Source organism: Streptomyces sp. NPDC030820, from assembly GCF_055572075.1.
The window spans coordinates 300,416-318,415 of the sequence record NZ_JBVIEB010000010.1 but is presented as its reverse complement, the minus strand read 5'-3'; the positions used below and the strand labels follow the sequence as shown (position 1 = coordinate 318,415).

Annotated in this window: 19 protein-coding genes; 10 read left to right on the top strand and 9 right to left on the bottom strand. The window is 70.7% G+C overall.

The genetic code is table 11. The features are described from left to right. Positions 1-97 precede the first annotated feature (97 nt). From ACZ418_RS27915 to ACZ418_RS27900, 4 genes are read right to left on the bottom strand one after another with little or no spacing between them, the layout of a single operon-like run. Positions 98-1,189 carry an amidohydrolase family protein gene (locus tag ACZ418_RS27915; protein WP_468368140.1) on the bottom strand — a complete coding sequence of 364 codons (1,092 nt, stop codon included), beginning with the start codon at positions 1,187-1,189 and terminating at the stop codon, positions 98-100. A gap of 18 nt (positions 1,190-1,207) precedes the next feature. After that, positions 1,208-2,002 (bottom strand): amino acid ABC transporter ATP-binding protein, encoded by a 795-nt coding sequence (locus tag ACZ418_RS27910; RefSeq protein WP_468368137.1) that lies wholly within the window; start codon positions 2,000-2,002, stop codon positions 1,208-1,210. Then, complete coding sequence (locus tag ACZ418_RS27905) at positions 1,999-2,832, bottom strand: amino acid ABC transporter permease (protein ID WP_468368134.1); 834 nt, start codon at positions 2,830-2,832, stop codon at positions 1,999-2,001. Before ACZ418_RS27905 ends, ACZ418_RS27910 begins: the two co-directional genes overlap by 4 nt. Next, entirely contained in the window at positions 2,829-3,674 is an 846-nt protein-coding gene (locus ACZ418_RS27900) for a basic amino acid ABC transporter substrate-binding protein (protein WP_468368132.1), read from the bottom strand. Before ACZ418_RS27900 ends, ACZ418_RS27905 begins: the two co-directional genes overlap by 4 nt. Positions 3,675-4,194: 520 nt before the next feature. Between ACZ418_RS27900 and ectA the strand changes: the two genes are divergently transcribed. From ectA to thpD, 4 genes are all read left to right on the top strand, one after another. Beyond that, a complete protein-coding gene (gene ectA / locus ACZ418_RS27895) occupies positions 4,195-4,713 on the top strand; it encodes a diaminobutyrate acetyltransferase (RefSeq protein ID WP_468368129.1) in 519 nt (172 codons plus the stop codon). Between the two features lie 13 nt (positions 4,714-4,726). After that, on the top strand, positions 4,727-5,998 hold the full coding sequence (gene ectB / locus ACZ418_RS27890; RefSeq protein WP_468368127.1) for a diaminobutyrate--2-oxoglutarate transaminase: 1,272 nt from the start codon (positions 4,727-4,729) through the stop codon (positions 5,996-5,998). 62 nt (positions 5,999-6,060) lie between these two features. Further along, complete coding sequence (locus ACZ418_RS27885; protein ID WP_468368124.1) at positions 6,061-6,465, top strand: ectoine synthase; 405 nt, start codon at positions 6,061-6,063, stop codon at positions 6,463-6,465. Positions 6,466-6,471: 6 nt separating this feature from the next. Further along, positions 6,472-7,365 (top strand): ectoine hydroxylase, encoded by an 894-nt coding sequence (gene thpD / locus ACZ418_RS27880; RefSeq protein ID WP_468368121.1) that lies wholly within the window; start codon positions 6,472-6,474, stop codon positions 7,363-7,365. A gap of 67 nt (positions 7,366-7,432) precedes the next feature. On the opposite strand, the gene ACZ418_RS27875 is transcribed toward thpD, so the two are convergent. From ACZ418_RS27875 to ACZ418_RS27855, 5 genes are all read right to left on the bottom strand, one after another. Next, positions 7,433-8,503 (bottom strand): aminotransferase class V-fold PLP-dependent enzyme, encoded by a 1,071-nt coding sequence (locus ACZ418_RS27875; protein WP_468368118.1) that lies wholly within the window; start codon positions 8,501-8,503, stop codon positions 7,433-7,435. 97 nt (positions 8,504-8,600) lie between these two features. Beyond that, complete coding sequence (locus tag ACZ418_RS27870) at positions 8,601-9,317, bottom strand: DsbA family oxidoreductase (protein ID WP_468368115.1); 717 nt, start codon at positions 9,315-9,317, stop codon at positions 8,601-8,603. 76 nt (positions 9,318-9,393) lie between these two features. Next, positions 9,394-9,897, bottom strand: a complete 504-nt coding sequence (locus ACZ418_RS27865; protein WP_468368112.1) for a GNAT family N-acetyltransferase — start codon at positions 9,895-9,897, stop codon at positions 9,394-9,396. 39 nt (positions 9,898-9,936) lie between these two features. After that, entirely contained in the window at positions 9,937-10,545 is a 609-nt protein-coding gene (locus ACZ418_RS27860; RefSeq protein WP_468368109.1) for a DUF1349 domain-containing protein, read from the bottom strand. 50 nt (positions 10,546-10,595) lie between these two features. Beyond that, the gene (locus ACZ418_RS27855) at positions 10,596-12,125 is read right to left on the bottom strand and encodes an aldehyde dehydrogenase (NADP(+)) (protein WP_468368106.1); all 1,530 of its coding nucleotides are present in this window, start codon (positions 12,123-12,125) and stop codon (positions 10,596-10,598) included. A 131-nt stretch (positions 12,126-12,256) separates the two neighbouring features. On the opposite strand from ACZ418_RS27855, the gene ACZ418_RS27850 reads away from it, so the two are divergent. The 6 genes from ACZ418_RS27850 to ACZ418_RS27825 all read left to right on the top strand — a co-directional run bounded on the left by ACZ418_RS27850 (position 12,257) and on the right by ACZ418_RS27825 (position 17,987). Beyond that, a complete protein-coding gene (locus ACZ418_RS27850) occupies positions 12,257-13,027 on the top strand; it encodes an IclR family transcriptional regulator (protein WP_468368103.1) in 771 nt (256 codons plus the stop codon). Positions 13,028-13,076: 49 nt separating this feature from the next. Continuing rightward, complete coding sequence (locus tag ACZ418_RS27845) at positions 13,077-13,547, top strand: GNAT family N-acetyltransferase (protein WP_468368100.1); 471 nt, start codon at positions 13,077-13,079, stop codon at positions 13,545-13,547. Positions 13,548-13,624: 77 nt separating this feature from the next. After that, entirely contained in the window at positions 13,625-14,563 is a 939-nt protein-coding gene (locus ACZ418_RS27840; RefSeq protein ID WP_468368097.1) for a hypothetical protein, read from the top strand. Beyond that, on the top strand, positions 14,560-15,801 hold the full coding sequence (locus ACZ418_RS27835; protein ID WP_468368095.1) for a sensor histidine kinase: 1,242 nt from the start codon (positions 14,560-14,562) through the stop codon (positions 15,799-15,801). The genes ACZ418_RS27840 and ACZ418_RS27835 overlap by 4 nt, the downstream gene beginning before the upstream one ends. Before the next feature lie 17 nt (positions 15,802-15,818). Next, positions 15,819-16,478 carry a response regulator transcription factor gene (locus ACZ418_RS27830; protein ID WP_468368092.1) on the top strand — a complete coding sequence of 220 codons (660 nt, stop codon included), beginning with the start codon at positions 15,819-15,821 and terminating at the stop codon, positions 16,476-16,478. A gap of 54 nt (positions 16,479-16,532) precedes the next feature. Then, entirely contained in the window at positions 16,533-17,987 is a 1,455-nt protein-coding gene (locus tag ACZ418_RS27825) for a peptidoglycan D,D-transpeptidase FtsI family protein (protein WP_468368089.1), read from the top strand. Positions 17,988-18,000: the final 13 nt, after the last annotated feature.

Below are 18,000 nucleotides of genomic sequence, written 5' to 3'. Positions count from 1 at the left end.
CGATCCTGGGTTACTTCACTCAAACGTGGATTTGCCGCACGCCGATTCGAATCAGCGGGCACAGGTGTGTCCGCTGGGCTCTTACGCCCCTGCTTGCCTACTCGACCACGATGCCGTTCAGCACCACCCGGCGCGGCGCGGCCAGCACCCGTACGTCCGCGCGCGGGTCGGCCTCGTACACCACGAGGTCGGCCGGTGCGCCCTCCACAAGGTTGGGGGCGGCGAGAAAGGCGCGGGCGCTCCAGCACGCCGCCGAGACGGCGTCCACGGCGGGAATGCCGGCGGTGACCAGCTCCGCCACCTCCGCCGCGACCAGTCCGTGGGCCAGCGAGCCGCCGGCGTCCGTGCCGGCGTAGACCTGGATCCCGGCGTCGTAGGCGTTGCGCACGGTGTCGTAGCGGCGCTCGTGCAGCCGGCGCATGTGCGCCGACCAGCGCGGGAACTTCTGCTCGCCGCCGTCCGCGAGCCGCGGGAAGGTGGCGATGTTCACGAGGGTGGGGACGATCGCGACTTGCCGCTCGGCGAAGAGCGGGATCAGGTCGTCCGTGAGGCCGGTGGCGTGCTCGATGCAGTCGATGCCCGCCTCGACCAGGTCGCGCAGGGAGTTCTCCGCGAAGCAGTGCGCGGTGACGCGGGCGCCGAGCCGGTGTGCCTCGGCGATGGCCGCCTCGACCGCCTCGCGCGGCCAGCAGGGGGCGAGGTCGCCGAGGTCGCGGTCGAGCCAGTCGCCGACCAGCTTCACCCAGCCGTCGCCGCGTTCGGCCTCCTGGGCGACATAGGCGACCAGGTCGTCCGGCTCGATCTCCCACGCGTAGTTGCGGATGTAGCGACGGGTGCGGGCGATGTGCCGGCCGGCCCGTTTGATCTTCGGCAGGTCCTCGCGGTCGTCGATCCAGCGGGTGTCGGAGGGCGAGCCGGCGTCCCGGATCAGCAGGGTGCCGGCATCCCGGTCGGTGAGCGCCTGCTTCTCGGCGGTGCCCGCGTCGACCGGGCCGTCCGGGCCGAGGCCCACATGGCAGTGCGCGTCGGCCAGGCCGGGCAGCGCCCAGCCCTCGACGGTCCGGACGTCCCGGGCCCCGGCGGGGCGGTCGTAGGTCACCCGGCCGCCGACCACCCACAGCTCGTCGCGGACGTCCTCGGGTCCGACGAGGACCCGCCCCTTCACGTGCAGCACCGCGCCATCGCTCATGTACCGCACCCTAACGGCCTACGGCCGGTCCTTACCCACCTGGTCGGAGGTCTCCTCCTCGACCTCGGCCATCGCCGGGTCCAGCAGCCGGGACAGGAAGTGGCGGGTGCGTTCGTGCTGCGGGTTGCCGATGACCTGCTCGGGGCTGCCGTCCTCGACGATCACGCCGCCGTCCATGAAGACGACCCGGTCGGCGACCTCGCGGGCGAAGGTCATCTCGTGGGTGACGACCATCATGGTCATGCCCTCGCGGGCGAGCATGCGCATGACTGCGAGGACATCGCCGACCAGTTCCGGGTCGAGCGCCGAGGTCGGCTCGTCGAAGAGCATGACCTCCGGACCCATCGCCAGGGCCCGGGCGATCGCCACGCGCTGCTGCTGGCCGCCGGAGAGCGAGGACGGGTAGGCGTCCGCCTTCTCGGCCAGGCCGACTCGGGCGAGGTTCTCGGCGGCGATCCTCGCGGCGCTCGCCTTGTCCCGCCCGAGGACCCTGCGCTGCGGGAGCGTGAGGTTTTCCGTGACGCTCAGGTGCGGGAAGAGGTTGAACTGCTGGAAGACCATGCCGATCCGGCGGCGTACGGCGTCGATGTCGACGTCGGGGTCCGTCAGCTCGGTGCCGCCGACGAAGACCTGGCCCTTGGTGGGCTCCTCCAGCAGGTTCACACAGCGCAGCAGCGTGGACTTGCCGGAGCCGGAGGGGCCGATGACGCAGACGACCTCGCCCTGGTCGATCTCCAGGTCGATGCCGCGCAGGACGTGGTTGTCGCCGAAGGACTTGTGCAGGTCCTGGACGCGGATCTCGGGGCGGGTCACTTGATCTCCTTCTGGGCCTTGGCCTCCAGACGCCGGGCGACGAAGCCGAGCGGGATGGTGACCAGCAGGTAGCACAGGCCCGCGACCAGGATCGGCGTGGAGTTGGCGGTGGTGCTCGCCAGGTCCCGGCCGTACTTGGACAGCTCGCGCTCCTCCAGGGTCACGCCCAGCAGCAGCACCAGGGAGGAGTCCTTGAAGAGCATGATCAGCTCGTTGGTGAGCGGCGGGAGGATGATCCGGAAAGCCTGCGGGATGATGATGGAGATCATCGCGCGGGCGGGCGAGAAGCCCAGCGAACGCGCCGCCTCCATCTGCCCCTTGGGCACCGCCTGGATGCCGGCGCGGAACGTCTCCGCCATGTAGGCGGCACCGATGAGTCCGAGGCCGAGCGCGCCCTTGCCGTAGGTGCCGCCGGGGATCTCCGTGCCCGGGAAGGCCAGCGGGACGGCCACCGCGATGAAGACGAAGATCAGCAGCGCGGGCAGGCCGCGGAAGATCTCGACGTAGATGCCGGCCACCCAGCGATACGGCCCCACGGAGGACAGCCGCATCAGCGCGATGACCAGGCCGAGCACCAGTCCGAGGACGAAGCCGGACACCGTGTACAGGACGGTGTTCTTCAGCGCCAGCGTGATGACGTCCGGCCACATCTGCTTCGCGATGCTGCCCTGCGCGAACTGGTTCTGCAGCCGGCCCCAGTCCGCCGTGACCGCGATGGCGATCACGGCGGCGACGAAGACGGCGTACTGGATCCCGCGCGACAGCCGGCGCTTCTGGCGTCGCGTCAGCCCCTGCTTCTTCGGCTGGAGTTGTACGTCCGCGTCGGTCATGAGGCGGCGGGGGAGGCCACGGAGGCGTTGTACGGGCCGATCCACCGCTCGTAGAGCTTCTTGTAGGTGCCGTCGGCCTTGGCGTCCTTCAGGGCCTTGTTGATCGCCTCGCGCAGCGCCGTGTTGCCCTTCTTGACCGTGAAGCCGTACTGCTCGCCGGTCTTGAGGTTGTCGACGACCTTGAACTTGTCGGCGTTGGCCTTGTCCTTCAGCCAGCCCTGGACGACCGGATAGTCGATCACGACGGCCTGGACCTGGCCGGTGCGCAGGCCGTTGAGGACCGCGTCGGAGGACTCGAAGGAGGTCGGGTCGAAGCCCTTGCCCTTGACGTAGTCCTCGCCGGTGGTCTGCGCCTGGGCGCCGAGCTTCTTGCCCTTGGCCTTGACGTCGGCGAGCGAGTTGATGCCGCTGTTCTTGTCGACGAGGACCGCCTGGGTGGCCTCGAAGTACGGGTCGGAGAAGTCGACGTTCTTCTTGCGCTCGGGCGTGATCGTCATGCCGGCGGCGGCCAGGTCGCACTGGCCGGAGTTCAGGAAGGCGCCGGTCTTGAAGTTCTCGAACGGCGTGTCGACGATCTGCTGCTTGACACCGAGGTTCTTGGCGACGAGGTCGATGAGGGAGACGTCGAAGCCCTGCACCTTGCCGTTGATCTCCGACTGGAACGGCGGGTACGGCAGGTGGGTGCAGGTGGTCAGCTGACCGGCCTTGACGACGTGGACGCCCTTGACGGTGGCACCGCCGCTCCCCCCGCTCGAGGAGCAGCCGGCCACGACGAGGACCAGCCCGGCGGTCGCGGTGGTGGCAGCCAGGAGGCGGGTCCGGCGTCCGAGCAGCGTTTTCATGTGGGGCATCTTCTCTGTGGGGGAACTGTGGGTTCCGATTATAAGGAAGAGTTTGAGTCCCTCAAACCAAACCGATGGTTACGAGAGCCTTCCACCTAAGATCGGTGGAGTTGCCCCCGAACAACGATCCGCGCGGCGGCCGGTCCGGGCGCGGTGATGGGCGATCCGGCGGGCGTGTCGGCGATCTCGGCGAGCGAGCGGGCGGGCCCGGATGGCGGCGAACCCGAACGCGCCACGCCGCCCCCATTCTGACGCCAGGGCCGGAATTCAATTTAGTTTCACAATTCCCGCCACTTTTCCCAGTGGCAGCTTCCCGTCATCTTCTGCCCGCTTTTTGCAGGACTAAACAGGGAAGTTTCGTGGCGATTTTTTGACAGTTTCCATCGTGTGACGCACTCCACAATGCGGCAATTTTGTCCCGATTTGATGCGGGCCAATCCAGACATTTCACCGAGCCCTCTGTGCGGCACAGCGACCGCGGCCGTGCATTTCCTAATTCACCTCGCTAAATTCGTGCCGCATGACTGCCGCACCCGCAGACCTGCTCATCGACCAGCCGGCGGTGACTGACGGAGCCGCGCTCTGGCGTCTCGCCAAGGACTCGAAAACCCTCGACCTGAACTCCTCGTACAGCTATCTGCTGTGGTGCCGGGACTTCGCCGGCACCTCGGCGGTGGCGCGCGGTGCGGACGGGGAACCGGTCGGTTTCGTCACCGGCTACGTGCGGCCGGAGCGCCCCCGCACCCTGCTCGTCTGGCAGGTGGCCGTGGACACCGGCCACCGGGGCCTCGGCATCGCCGCCGCACTGCTGGACGGGCTGACCGGGCGCCTGGTGGCCGAGCGCGGCGTCACCGAGGTGGAGACCACCATCACCCCTGGCAACACCGCCTCCGAGCGGCTGTTCACCTCGTTCGCCGCCCGGCACGGCGCGCGCCTGGAGCGTGCGGTGCTGTTCCCCGCCGAGCTGTTCCCGGACGGCCCGCACGATCCCGAAGTCCTGTACCGCATCGGCCCGTTGACCGACATCACCGCCCACTGAGGAGCGATTCACCGTGACCATCACCCAGCCCGACCTCAGCGTCTTCGAGACACTCGAGTCCGAGGTGCGCAGCTACTGCCGCGGCTGGCCCACGGTCTTCGACCGCGCGCAGGGCAGCCGGATGTTCGACGAGGACGGTCATGCCTACCTCGACTTCTTCGCCGGTGCCGGCTCACTCAACTACGGCCACAACAACCCCGTACTCAAACGGGCGTTGATCGACTATCTGTCCCGGGACGGTGTGACCCACGGCCTGGACATGTCGACCACGGCCAAGCGGTCCTTCCTGCAGACCTTCCAGGATCTGGTGCTGCGCCCGCGCGATCTGCCGTACAAGGTCATGTTCCCGGGGCCGACCGGCACCAACGCCGTGGAGTCGGCGCTGAAGCTGGCCCGGAAGGTGAAGGGGCGGGAGGCGATCGTGTCGTTCACCAACGCCTTCCACGGGATGTCGCTGGGCTCGCTCGCGGTGACCGGCAACGCCTTCAAGCGGGCCGGCGCGGGCATTCCGCTGGTGCACGGCACGCCGATGCCGTTCGACAACTACTTCGACGGCACGGTCCCGGACTTCCTGTGGTTCGAGCGGCTGCTGGAGGACCAGGGCTCCGGCCTCAACAAGCCCGCGGCGGTGATCGTGGAGACCGTGCAGGGCGAGGGCGGCATCAACGTCGCCCGGCCCGAATGGCTGCGCGCGCTGAAGGAGTTGTGCGAGCGGCAGGACATGCTGCTGATCGTCGACGACATCCAGATGGGGTGCGGGCGGACGGGTGCCTTCTTCTCGTTCGAGGAGGCCGGGATCACGCCCGACATCGTCACCGTCTCCAAGTCGATCAGCGGCTACGGGCTGCCGATGTCGCTGTGCCTGTTCAAGCCCGAGCTGGACGTCTGGGAACCGGGCGAGCACAACGGCACCTTCCGGGGCAACAACCCCGCGTTCGTCACCGCCACCGCGGCGCTGGAGACGTACTGGACCGACGGCTCGGCCATGGAGAAGCAGACCCGCGCCCGTGGCGAGCAGGTCGAGCAGGCGCTGATCGCCATCACCGAGGAGAACCTCGCCGATGTGAAGGAGTACCGCGGGCGCGGCCTGGTGTGGGGCATGGAGTTCCACGACAGGGGCCGGGCCTCGCGGATCGCGCGGCGGGCCTTCGAACTCGGGCTGCTCATCGAGACGTCCGGCCCGGAGGGCGAGGTCGTCAAGCTGCTGCCCGCCCTCACCGTCACCCCCGACGAGCTGGACGAGGGGCTGAGCATCCTGGCCCGTGCCGTCCGCGAAACCGGCTGACCGGACCTCGGACCGACCCCCTCTGATCAACCTCCTGATCAACCCGAAGAGAGAACACCACCGTGATCGTCCGATCGTTCAAGGACATCGAAGGCACCGACCGGCACGTCAAGGCGAAGTCCGGCACCTGGGAGAGCAAGCGGATCGTCCTCGCCAAGGAGCGGGTCGGCTTCTCCCTGCACGAGACCATCCTGTACGCCGGCACCGAGACGTCGATGTGGTACGCCAACCACGTCGAGGCCGTCGTCTGCACCCAGGGCGAGGCCGAACTCACCGACCACGAGGCCGGGACGACGTACACCATCACGCCCGGCACCATGTACCTCCTCGACGGGCACGAGCGGCACACGCTGCGCGTCAAGGAGGACTTCCACTGCATCTGCGTGTTCAATCCGCCGGTGACCGGACGGGAGGACCACGACGAGAACGGCGTCTACCCCCTGCTCACCGAGCCCGAGGAGGTGTGAGAACCCATGACCACTGCCGACGTCACCGATCTCTACCCGACCCGCGGCACCACCGAGGTGACCGTCCCGCGTCAGGACCCGGTCGTCTGGGGCTCCCCGGACACCCCTGGCCCGATCGCCGCGGCCGACCTGCAGGGGTACGAGCGTGACGGCTTCCTCGCCATCGACCAGCTGATCACCCCGGACGAGGTCGAGGTCTACAAGCGCGAGCTGGACCGGCTGGTCACCGACCCGGCGATCCGCGCCGACGAGCGCTCCATCGTGGAGCCGAAGTCCAAGGAGATCCGCTCGGTCTTCGAGGTGCACAAGATCAGCGAGGTGTTCGCGACCCTGGTGCGCGATCCGCGGGTGGTCGGGCGCGCCCGGCAGATCCTCGGCTCGGACGTGTACGTCCACCAGTCCCGGATCAACGTCAAGCCCGGCTTCGGCGCGAGCGGCTTCTACTGGCACTCGGACTTCGAGACCTGGCACGCCGAGGACGGTCTGCCGAACATGCGCACGGTGTCCGTCTCGATCGCGCTGACCGAGAACTTCGACACCAACGGCGGCCTGATGATCATGCCGGGCTCGCACCGGACGTTCCTGGGCTGCGCCGGCGCCACGCCCAGGGACAACTACAAGAAGTCGCTGCAGATGCAGGACGCGGGCACGCCCTCGGACGAGGCGCTGACCGCGCTGGCGGGCGAGCACGGCATCCGGCTGTTCACCGGCAAGGCCGGCTCGGCGACCTGGTTCGACTGCAACTGCATGCACGGCTCGGGCGACAACATCACCCCGTTCCCGCGCAGCAACGTGTTCATCGTGTTCAACAGCGTGGAGAACGCAGCGGTGGAGCCGTTCGCGGCGCCCGTGCGGCGGCCGGAGTTCATCGGCGCCAGGGACTTCACTCCGGTGAAGTAGGCGCCTCTCCAGCAACCGGGCCGGGGCCTCCTCGTGTGGGACGGGGGGCTCCGGCCCGGTCATGCCGTCAGCCGGCCAGCACGTCCAGCAGGCGGTCCACGTCCGCTTCCGTGTTGTACAGGTGGAAGGACGCCCGCAGGTTGCCCGCCCGGTTGGAGACCTCGATGCCGGCCTCGCTCAACTCGGGCTGCCGGGGCCCGAGTTCCGGCACCGAGACGATCGCCGAGCCGGGGGCGGACACGGCAGCGTGGCCGAGCGCCGCCAGCCCCGCCCGGAACCGGTCGGCGAGGGCGACGTCATGGGCGTGCACGGCGGCCACGCCCAGTTCCTCGATCAGCTCCAGCGACCGACGCAGGCCCGCGAAGGTGAACAAGGCGTGGGTCAGGTCGAACCGGCGTGCGGAGTGGGCGAGTTCGGCGACCGGGCCGTAGCAGCTGTCCCACGGCTTCTCGGCCGCGACCCACCCGCCGAGCAACGGGGTCAGCCCCCCGAAGTCCTCGGGGACCGTGAGGAAGGCCGCGCCGTGCGGGCCGAGCAGCCACTTGAAGGAGACCGCGGCGGTGAAGTCGTAGGCGTCCGCGTCCATCGGCAGCCACCCGGCGGCCTGCGAGAAGTCGACGTACGTGCGCGCCCCGTGCGTGCGGGCAGCCTCCCTGAGGGCGGGCAGGTCGGCGATGCGCCCGTCGGCGGACTGGGCGGCGCTGACCGCGACGAGCGCGGTGCCCGCGCGGACGGACTCGGCGATCCGCTCCAGGGGGACCGTGCGGACCTTGAGGTCGCCGCGCACGTGGAACGGGTTCAGTACGGAGGTGAAGTCGTCCTCGGCGGTGAGGATCTCGGCGCCGGCGGGCAGCGAGGCGGCGATCACCCCGGTGTGCGCGGCGACCGAGGCGCCCGCCGCCACCCGGGTGGCCGGGACTCCGGCGAGCCGGGCGTACCCGGCCCGGCAGGCCTCCACGTCCTCGTACAGCGGGGTCAGCGGCCGGCCCTCGGCGCGCAGCAGCGCCGCCTCGTGCAGGGCGGCGACGGTGCGGGCCGGAAGCAGGCTGTTGCTCGCGGTGTTGAGGTAGGTGGTCTTCGGGGTGAACTCGGCGCGGACGAGGCTCTCGAACGTCTCCGTGGTCTCCGTGGTCTCCATGGGACCACTGTGCGGCCCCGTGAAGTCGTAGTCCATTGCGGATTTTTGCGTGGATCCGCTCAGGAAGCCTTATACATCCGCGCCGACCTGCGGTTTCTCAGTGCTGCGGGACCGCGCACCCGTCCGGGCCGCACGCGTCGGCGTCCCCCTGCTCGACCAGCTTCAGCGGGGAGTGCTCGCCCCAGGCCTGGCTGAGCGCCCGGGTGAAGACCTCGGCGGGCTGGGCGCCGGAGACGCCGTACTTCCGGTCGAGGACGAAGAAGGGCACGCCGGTCGCGCCGAGCTCGGCGGCCTCGCGCTCGTCGGCGCGGACCTCGTCGGCGTAGCGGGACGGGTCGGCGAGCACCGCGCGGACGGCCTCGGCGTCGAGACCGGACTCCACGGCCAGCTCGACGAGCCGCTCGTCGCCCTCGGTGAAGACGGACCGCTCCTCGGCGAAGTTCGCCCGGTACAGGATCTGGATCAGCTCGTCCTGCCTGCCCTGCTCCTTGGCGAAGTGCAGCAGACGGTGCATGTCGAAGGTGTTGCCGTGGTCGCGGCCCCGGGTGCGGTAGTCCAGGCCCTCGGCGGCGGCCTGGGCGCCGAGGTTGTCCTCGCCGGCCTGGGCCTGGGCCTCGCTCATGCCGTACTTCCTGGTCAGCATGGTGATCACCGGCTGCACATCGCCCTTGGCGCGGCCCGGGTCCAGCTCGAAGGAGCGGTGCACGACCTCGACGTCCTCGCGGTGCGGGAAGGCAGCGAGCGCCTTCTCGAAGCGGGCCTTGCCCACGTAGCACCAGGGGCAGGCGATGTCGCTCCAGATCTCGACGCGCATGTCTTCGGCTCTCTCCAGGTCGTACGGGCGCGGAGGCTCTCTCCCGCCGGGTACGTGAACGTTCAAACAGCCCGGTTCATTCCCGGGGCACGGAGAAGCGCAGGAAGAGGTGGTGGTCGCCCTCGGCCGGCGGGTTCTCCGGGTCCGGGACCCAGCCGCCTCGGGCGTAGAAGGCCTGGGCGCGCCGGTTGTCGACGTGCACGTCGAGTACGGCCGTGCGCTTGCCGTCCGCCCGCCACTCCTCCACGCAGGCCGCGTGCAGGGCCGTACCGATGCCGGAGCGCCAGTGCTCGGGGTCGACATGGAACTGGAACAGCTTGACCGTTTCCGCGGGGGCGCCGTCGGGGGTGCGGAAGGAGGCGATGCCGACGATCCGGCCCTGTTCGACGGCGCACAGCACATGGCCGTCGGGGCGCTCGATGGAACTTCGCCAGGCCTCGGTCCAGTCGAAGTCGGCCTGCGGGAGGCCGTCCGGGTAGTACGTCGAGCGGGCCCGGACATGCAGATCGGCGATGGCCTCGGCTTCGGCGGCCAAGGCGGTGCGGATCACCAGAGTGCCCTTAACACGTTCACTGATCATGCAACGGAGGACGTGACCGCACCGGACCCGGTTCCGCGCTCAGCTTCCGTCTCGCAGGTCGCTCGGCCAGGACGTCCTGAACTCCAGGTGGTCGTACGTGACCACGCAGCCCTCCCCCAGCGGCGACTGGGTCATGAAGCCGACCAGCGCGGCATCGGTCTCCTTCTCGTCGCCCAGGGTGAACAGCCGCACGAAGGTCCAGCGTTCGCCGTCCCGGGAGGCGTGGAAGGCGAAGGCCCGTCCGGTCCGGCTGACCCGAAGCCACACCGAACTCCCCTCCACGGTGAAGGAGTTGGCGTCGTCGGAGTGTCCCCGGGTGACCACCGTGCAGACGGTGGGCACGTCCGGGGAGTACTCCAGACAGAGCTTGGCCCAGGCCCGCTCGCCCACATGGACGTAGAGCACGCCCGCGTCGAAGGACGCGTTGAACCCGACCGTGACCCGCGCGATCAACTGGAAGTCGCCCTCCGGCGCGCCCAGCAGCCGGGGCGCGTCGGAGGCGGGGTCCAGGGCTTCCCCGGTCGGGGTGACGAACCGGTCCTGCCGGGGGCCGGCCCAGCCGGTGAGCACGCCGTCCTCGTACGACCAGTGCCCGTCGGGGCCGTACGTGCGCAGGAGGAAGGGGAGTTCGGGGAGTTCCACGTCCATGGTCCGATTGTCTCAGCTGTCTCGACGGAAGGTTCGAAGGCCGGAGTGCGCTATCGCTCCAGAGCCCCGTTGAACCTCCGGGGAAGCCCCAGCGGGTTCTCGTCCTTCAGCTCGGCCGGCAGCAGAGCCGACGGCGCGTTCTGGTAGGCGACCGGCCGCAGCCACCGCTCGATGGCCGTACCGCCCACGGAGGTGGAGGTGGAGGTCGTCGCGGGGTAGGGCCCTCCGTGATGCTGGGCCGGCGCCACCGCGACCCCCGTCGGCCAGGCGTTGACCACCACGCGCCCGGCCAGCGGAGTCAGCTGGGTGAGGATCTCCGCCCCGCGTCCCTGACCGGCCGCCTCCTCGGTGGACAGCTGCACCGTCGCCGTCAGGTTGCCCGGCAGACGGGACAGCACCACCGCCGCCTCATCCTCGTCCTCGTAGCGGACCACCACGGTGACCGGCCCGAAGCACTCCTCCAGGAGCCGGTCGTAGGCCCCCTCCTCGGCCAGCCTGCTCGCCGGCACCGTGAGGAAGCCGGCGCTGACCGTGTGCTCGCCGCCCGCGCCCGGGGTGACCGGGGAGTCCACCTCGGGGAGCCCCGCGCGCTCGGCCACCCCGGCGATGAAGTTGTCCCGCATCCGGTGGTCGAGCAGCACGCCCGCCTCGGTGTTGCTCACCGCGGCCGTCAGGGCCTTGACCAGGCCGTCGCCCGCCGCGCCGGACGGCACGAGCACCAGGCCGGGCTTGACGCAGAACTGCCCGACCCCGAGCGTCATCGACCCGGCGAGCCCGGTGCCGATCTCCTCGGCGCGCTCCGCCGCGGCGGCCTCGGTCACCAGGACCGGGTTCAGCGAGCCCAGCTCACCGTGGAACGGGATCGGCACCGGCCGGGCGGCGGCCGCGTCGAAGAGGGCGCGTCCGCCCCGTACCGAACCGGTGAAGCCCGCCGCGGCGACCAGGGGGTGCTTGATCAGTTCGACGCCCGCCTCGAAGCCGTGCACCAGGCCGATGACGCCCTCGGGGACGCCGTGCTCGGCGGCGGCCCGGCGCAGCACCTTGGCGACCAGCTCGGACAGGGCCGGGTGGTCGGGGTGGGCCTTGACCACGACCGGGCAGCCCGCGGCGAGCGCGCTCGCGGTGTCGCCGCCGGCGACGGAGAAGGCGAAGGGGAAGTTGGAGGCGGAGTAGACGGCGACGACGCCGAGCGGCACCTTGTAGCGGCGCAGGTCCGGGACGGGCGGGGTCGCCGTGTCGTCGGGGTGGTCGATGACGACGTCGAGGAAGGCGCCCTCGTCGACGATGTCGGCGAAGGCCCGCAGCTGGTAGCTGGTGCGGGCGAGTTCGCCGGTCAGCCGGACCGGGCCGAGGGCGGTCTCGGCGTCGGCGGTCTCGACCAGGCCGTCCTTGGCCGCGTCCAGGCCCGCGGCGGCCGAGCGCAGGAAGGCGGAGCGCACCGCACGGTCGGCGAGGGCGCCGCGTGCGGCGTGGGCCGCGCGGACCGCCGTGTCCACCTCGTGGGCTGTGGCCTCCACCGCAACCTGTTCACGCTGCTTCCCGGTACGCGGGTCGACACTCCAGACTGGTGCTGCTGCCACCGCGGGTCCCTCCAGTAAGGCCGCAAGAACTAGGGTCACCCATCAGCCGCGTTCGATATACTGAACACTGTCTCTGATGATGAATATGCTGCTCGGAGACTATTTCCCGGCGATTGAAGGGGTCAAGGGCGATGTCGGCTGGCGAGACAGGCGGGGCCCAGGTCAAGTCCGCGGTGCGGACCGTTGAATTGCTCGAGTACTTCGCCGGCAAGCCCGGCATGCACTCCCTCGCGGCCGTCCAGGAGGCCGTGGGGTACCCCAAGTCAAGCCTGTACATGCTGCTGCGCACGCTCGTGGAGCTGGGCTGGGTGGAGACCGACGCGACGGGCACGCGGTACGGCATCGGGGTGCGGGCGCTGCTGGTCGGCACGTCGTACATCGACGGCGACGAGGTGGTGGCCGCCGCCCGGCCGACCCTGGACCGGCTCTCGGACGACACGACGGAGACCATCCACCTGGCCCGGCTCGACGGCACCAACGTCGTCTATCTGGCCACCCGCCAGTCCCAGCACTACCTGCGCCCCTTCACCCGGGTCGGACGCCGGCTGCCGGCCCACTCCACCTCCCTCGGCAAGGCGATCCTCGCCACGTACGCCGACGAACAGGTGCGCAAGCTGCTGCCGGAGACGCTGCCCGCGCTCACCGAGAACACCATCACCGACCGGGAGAAGCTCATCGAGGAGCTGCACCAGGTGCGGGAGCAGGGCTTCGCGGTCGACCGCGAGGAGAACACCCTCGGCCTGCGCTGCTTCGGCGTGGCGATTCCCTACCGCACCCCGGCCCGCGACGCCATCAGCTGCTCGGTGCCGGTGGCCCGGCTGACCCCCACCCACGAGCAGATGATCAGGGACGCCCTGTTCGACGCCCGCGACCGGCTGACGCTGGCGACCCGCAGGCTCTGAGGCGCACGGTTCTGGGCCCGGCGCCCGCGCCGTCATAGGCTCGGGCGCCATGGAGATCGCGCTGCGGGCCGTCGAGGACAGTGACCTGCCGGTGTTCCACCGGCAGATGACCGACCCGGAGGCCGTCCGGATGGCCGCGTTCGGCCCGGAGAACCCGTACGACCGGGAGGCCTTCGCGCGCTACTGGCAGCGCGTGCGCGACTCCGCCCACGTGTTGCGCACGGTCCTGGCCGACGGCGAGGTGGCCGGTAACGCTGCGGTCTACGGAGCGGCCGGCGAGCGCGAGGTGACGTACTGGATCGACCGCGCCTACTGGGGCCGCGGTGTCGCCACGGCGGCGCTGCGCGCCCTGCTCGCCGAGGTGCTCGAACGGCCGCTGTACGCGCGGGCGGCGGCCGACAACGCGGCGTCGCTACGGGTGCTGGAGAAGTGCGGCTTCCGCGAGACGGCCCGCGCCCAGGGGTACGCGAACGGGCGCGGGAAGGAGATCGAGGAGGTCGTGCTCGTCCTGCAGGACTGAGCGCCTCCCCCGTACGGCGGAGACGGATCGTCGGGCCGCAGGAGGTGAACGCCCGGTACGCGCGGGAGCGTTGAGCCATGACGATCTCAACGGCCCCTGCTCCCATGGGTGTCTCCGCCCGGCGGCGTTCGCTCCGGCTTGTCGCCATCGCCGCCTGCCTGCCCTATCTGTCCCTCAAGCTCGCCTGGATCGCCGGGAGCCACCTCGGCATCCCGGACGGCAGCCCGCTGCTGAAGCACCGGCTGCCCCTGGCGCTCGCCAACGGGCTCACCGTGCTGATGGACGCGGCCGTCATCGTGCTGGCGCTGCTGCTGACCCGCCCCTGGGGCCGACGGGTGCCGGCCTGGCTGCTCGCGGTGCCGATGTGGCTCGCCGTGGGACTCCTCGCGCCCATCATGGTGGGCTTCCCCCTGCAGCTCGTCGTCCACGGCGGTGGAGTCGGCCACAGCGACGACAAGCCTTTCCTGGCCGACTGGGTCTTCGGGGTGGTGTACAGCGGGTTCATCGTGCAGGGGCTGGCGCTGGGCGCGCTGTTCACCGGGTACGCCCGTGAGCGCTGGGGGCATCTGTGGCGGGGCCGGGTCGGGAACCTGCCGGCCGACGGCCCGGTGAAGGCGCAGCGGCTGACGGCCGTGACGGCGGCGCTGATCGCGCTGTTCCCGGGCGCGATCCGGCTGCTGCGGGCCTTCGGGGCGGCCGCAGCGGACGGCAGCGGCGAGCGGTCCATGCAGTGCGTCTTCGCCCTCTTCCTCGCCGCTGCCGTCACCGGCGCCTGGCAGCTCGCCTTCCGTCGGGGCCGTACGCTGCCGGTCGCCGTACCGCTGGCGCTGGCCTGGATCGGCTCCGGGGCCGTGGCGTGCTGGGGCGGCTGGATAGCGCTGGGGACGTTGGTGACGACCTACAGGCCGACACCGCTGACCAGCCTCACCTACGCTGGGCAGATGATCGTCGGCCTGCTCGTGGCGAGCGTCATCGCCCACTTCCTCGCGGACCGGCCCCTCAAGGCGCCGCAGTGACAAGGGAGTTGAGGACGCTCTTCGGCAGGCGGGCGCGGCGGCGCTGGATCCATCTGATCCTCGGCGGCGCGCTCGCCATGCCGTACGTCCTCGTCGGCTCGCTCGTCGTCGGGCCGCTCACCGGCGTGGACGACGTCTTCCAGTCCCTGCCGCTCCAACTCGGCTCGTTCGCCGTCGGGTTGCCCCTCGCGGCCGTCACGTCGCTGTTCCCGCTGACCCGGCCGCTGGAGTCGGCGGCGGTGCGGGCCCTGTGCGGGATCGACGCGGACTCCCTCGCCCACGGCCCGGCCCGGACGCGGGCCGAACGGTCCCGTACGGCCGTCTGGTTCACGCTGCATCTGGGCCTCGGCGGGATCATCGCCGGGATGTCGCTGGCCGTGCCGCCCTTCGCGGTGGTGCTGATCGTCCTGCCGCTGTTCGCCGGGCTGCGTCACTCCCCGCTCGCCCTGCCCGAAGCCCTCGACCACACCTGGGCGTTGGCGCTCTCGCCGGTCGCGGGCCTGGCCACGCTGCTCGCGCTCGCCGCCTGCGCCGCCGGCTGCGGGGCCCTGCTGGCCCGCTGGGCGCCCAGGCTGCTGGGGCCCACCCCCGAGGACCGGCTGGCCGCCGCCGAGGCCCGCGCCGCCGACCTCGCCGTGCGCAACCGGCTCGCCCGCGAGCTGCACGACTCCGTGGGCCACGCCCTGAGCGCCGTCACCCTCCAAGCGAGCGCGGCCCGCCGGCTCCTCGACACCGACCCGGAGTTCGTCCGCGAGGCGCTCGCCGCCATCGAGGAGACCACCCGGCGCACGGTCGGCGAACTCGACGCCGTACTCGGCGTGCTGCGGGACGGGGACGCGCCGGGCACCGCGCCCGCGCCGACCCTGGAGAGCGACCTGGACGGGCTGCTGCGCCGGACCAGGGCCGCCGGGCAGCCCGTGACGGCCACCGTCGGCACGGATCCCGCCGCACTGCCGCCGCTGGTCTCCCGGGAGGCGTACCGGATCGTGCAGGAGGGCCTGAGCAACGCGCTGAAGCACGCCGGCACGGCGGTCACCGTCCGTATCGCCACCGCCGCCGGGTACCTGGAGATCACCGTCGAGAACCCGCTGGGCGCCGCCCCGGCTCCCCGCCCCGGCGGCGGCCACGGGCTGCGCGGCATCGCCGACCGGGTGCGGCTGCTCGGCGGCACGGCGCAGGCGGGACCCTCGGGAGACACCTGGCGGCTGTCCGTACGACTGCCGTTGAAGGCCACATGACCGTCGGAAGGACTCGAATGCCCCAGCCCGTGATCCGGATCGTCCTCGCCGACGACGAGCGCATGGTCCGCACCGCCCTGCGTGCCATCCTCTCCGTCGAGCCCGATGTGGAGGTGGTCGGTGAGGCGGCGACCGGTGCCGAGGCCGTGTCCGTCGTCCGGGAGCTGCGGCCCGATGTCGTGCTCATGGACGTCCGCATGCCGGAGATCGACGGCATCCGGGCCACCGAGCAGATCCTCGCCACGCTCGACGAGCCGCCCCGGGTCGTGGTCGTGACCACCTTCGAGAACGACTCCTACGTGTACGACGCGCTGCGCGCCGGGGCTTGTGGGTTCCTGCTCAAGCGGGCGGACGCCGACGCTCTGGTGCAGGCGGTACGGCTGGTCGCGCGCACCGACAGCCTGCTGTTCCCGTCGGCCGTCCGGGCCCTCGCGGCCGAGCACGCCCGCACGGCGCCCGCACCGCCGACGTGGGTGAGCAAGCTCACCGGACGCGAGAGCGAGGTGCTGCGGCACCTGGCCGGGGGACTGACCAACGCCGAGATCGCCCGGCGCATGGACGTCGGCCCCGCCACCGTGAAGTCGCACGTCGCGGCGGTGCTGGCCAAGACGGGCACCCGGGACCGCACCCAGGCGGTGATCGCCGCGTACGAGGCCGGTTTCCTGAACGCAGGATGAGAAAACGGGGCGTACGGGAACGATCGCCCCCCTCTCGGTCGTCTTCCGAGCGGGATGAACAAGACGATCAGGCGGGCGTCCGTCTTCGCGCTGCTGCTCGTGCTCGCTCTGCTGGTCAGGGCGACCTGGGTGCAGTTCTACGACGGCAAGGCCCTCGCGGACGACAACGACAACCGGCGGAACGCGATCCAGACGTACTCACAGCCGCTCGGGAACATCATCGTGGCCGGAAACGCGATCACCGGCTCCACCCGGACCACGGGGAGCGACCTCGCGTACAAGCGGACGTACACGGACGGCAGGCTCTACGCGGCGGTGACGGGCTACGCCTCGCAGGCCTATGCCCCCACCCAGCTGGAGGGCATCTACAAGGACCTGCTCAACGGCACGGACAACCGGCTGAAGAACGTGCTGGACACGCTCACCGGCAAGCGCGCCGACCCGGGCAATGTGCTCACCACCATCGACCCGGACGTGCAGAAGGCGGCCTATCGCGCGCTCGGCGACAAGAAGGGCGGCGCCGTCGCGATCGACCCGAAGACCGGCAAGATCCTCGCGGCCGTGTCCACGCCGTCGTACGACCCCTCCGCGCTGACCGACGCCAACACGGCCGGCACCGCCTGGAAGCAGCTCAACGCCGACAAGGACAAGCCGCTCACCAACCGTGCGCTGCGCCAGCCGCTGCCGCCGGGCTCGACCTTCAAGCTGGTCGTGGCGGCGGCCGCGCTCGAGGACGGGCTGTACAAGAACGTGGACGAACCGACCGACAGCCCCGACCCGTACGTCCTGCCCGGCACGGTGCGTCCGCTGACCAACGAGAACAAGTCGGCGCCGTGCAAGAACGCCTCGATCCGCGTCGCCCTGCAGTACTCCTGCAACAACGTCTTCGGCCACATGGCCGTCCGGCTCGGCCAGGACAAGGTGCGGTCCATGGCCGAGAGGTTCGGCTTCAACGACGACGCGCAGGACGTGCCGGTGCGGGCCTACACCAGCGTGTACCCCTCCGGCATGGACAAGGCGCAGACCGGCCTGTCCGGCATCGGCCAGTTCGACGTCACCGCGACCCCGCTGCAGATGGCCATGGTGTCCGCGGCCATAGCCGACGGCGGCAAGCTGGTCTCGCCGCATATGGTGTCGCAGATCACCGACAGTGGCGGTGAGGTGTTGCAGAACTACGACGACAGCGCGGACACCAAGCAGATCGTCAGCTCCTCCACCGCCGAGCAGCTCCAGTCGGCGATGGAGACGGTGGTCAAGGACGGCACCGGCACGAACGCCCTGATCGACGGCGCCACGGTCGGCGGCAAGACCGGCACCGCCCAGCACGGCGAGAACAACAGCAAGACGCCGTACGCCTGGTTCACGTCCTTCGCCAAGTCCGACACCAACGGCAAGGAGGTCGCGGTGGCGGTCATGGTGGAGCAGTCGGACGCGGCACGGTCGGAAGTGAGCGGCAACGGTCTGGCGGCGCCGGTGGCGAAGGCGATGATGCAGGCGGCGCTGAAGTAGGGCTCCCCGTAAG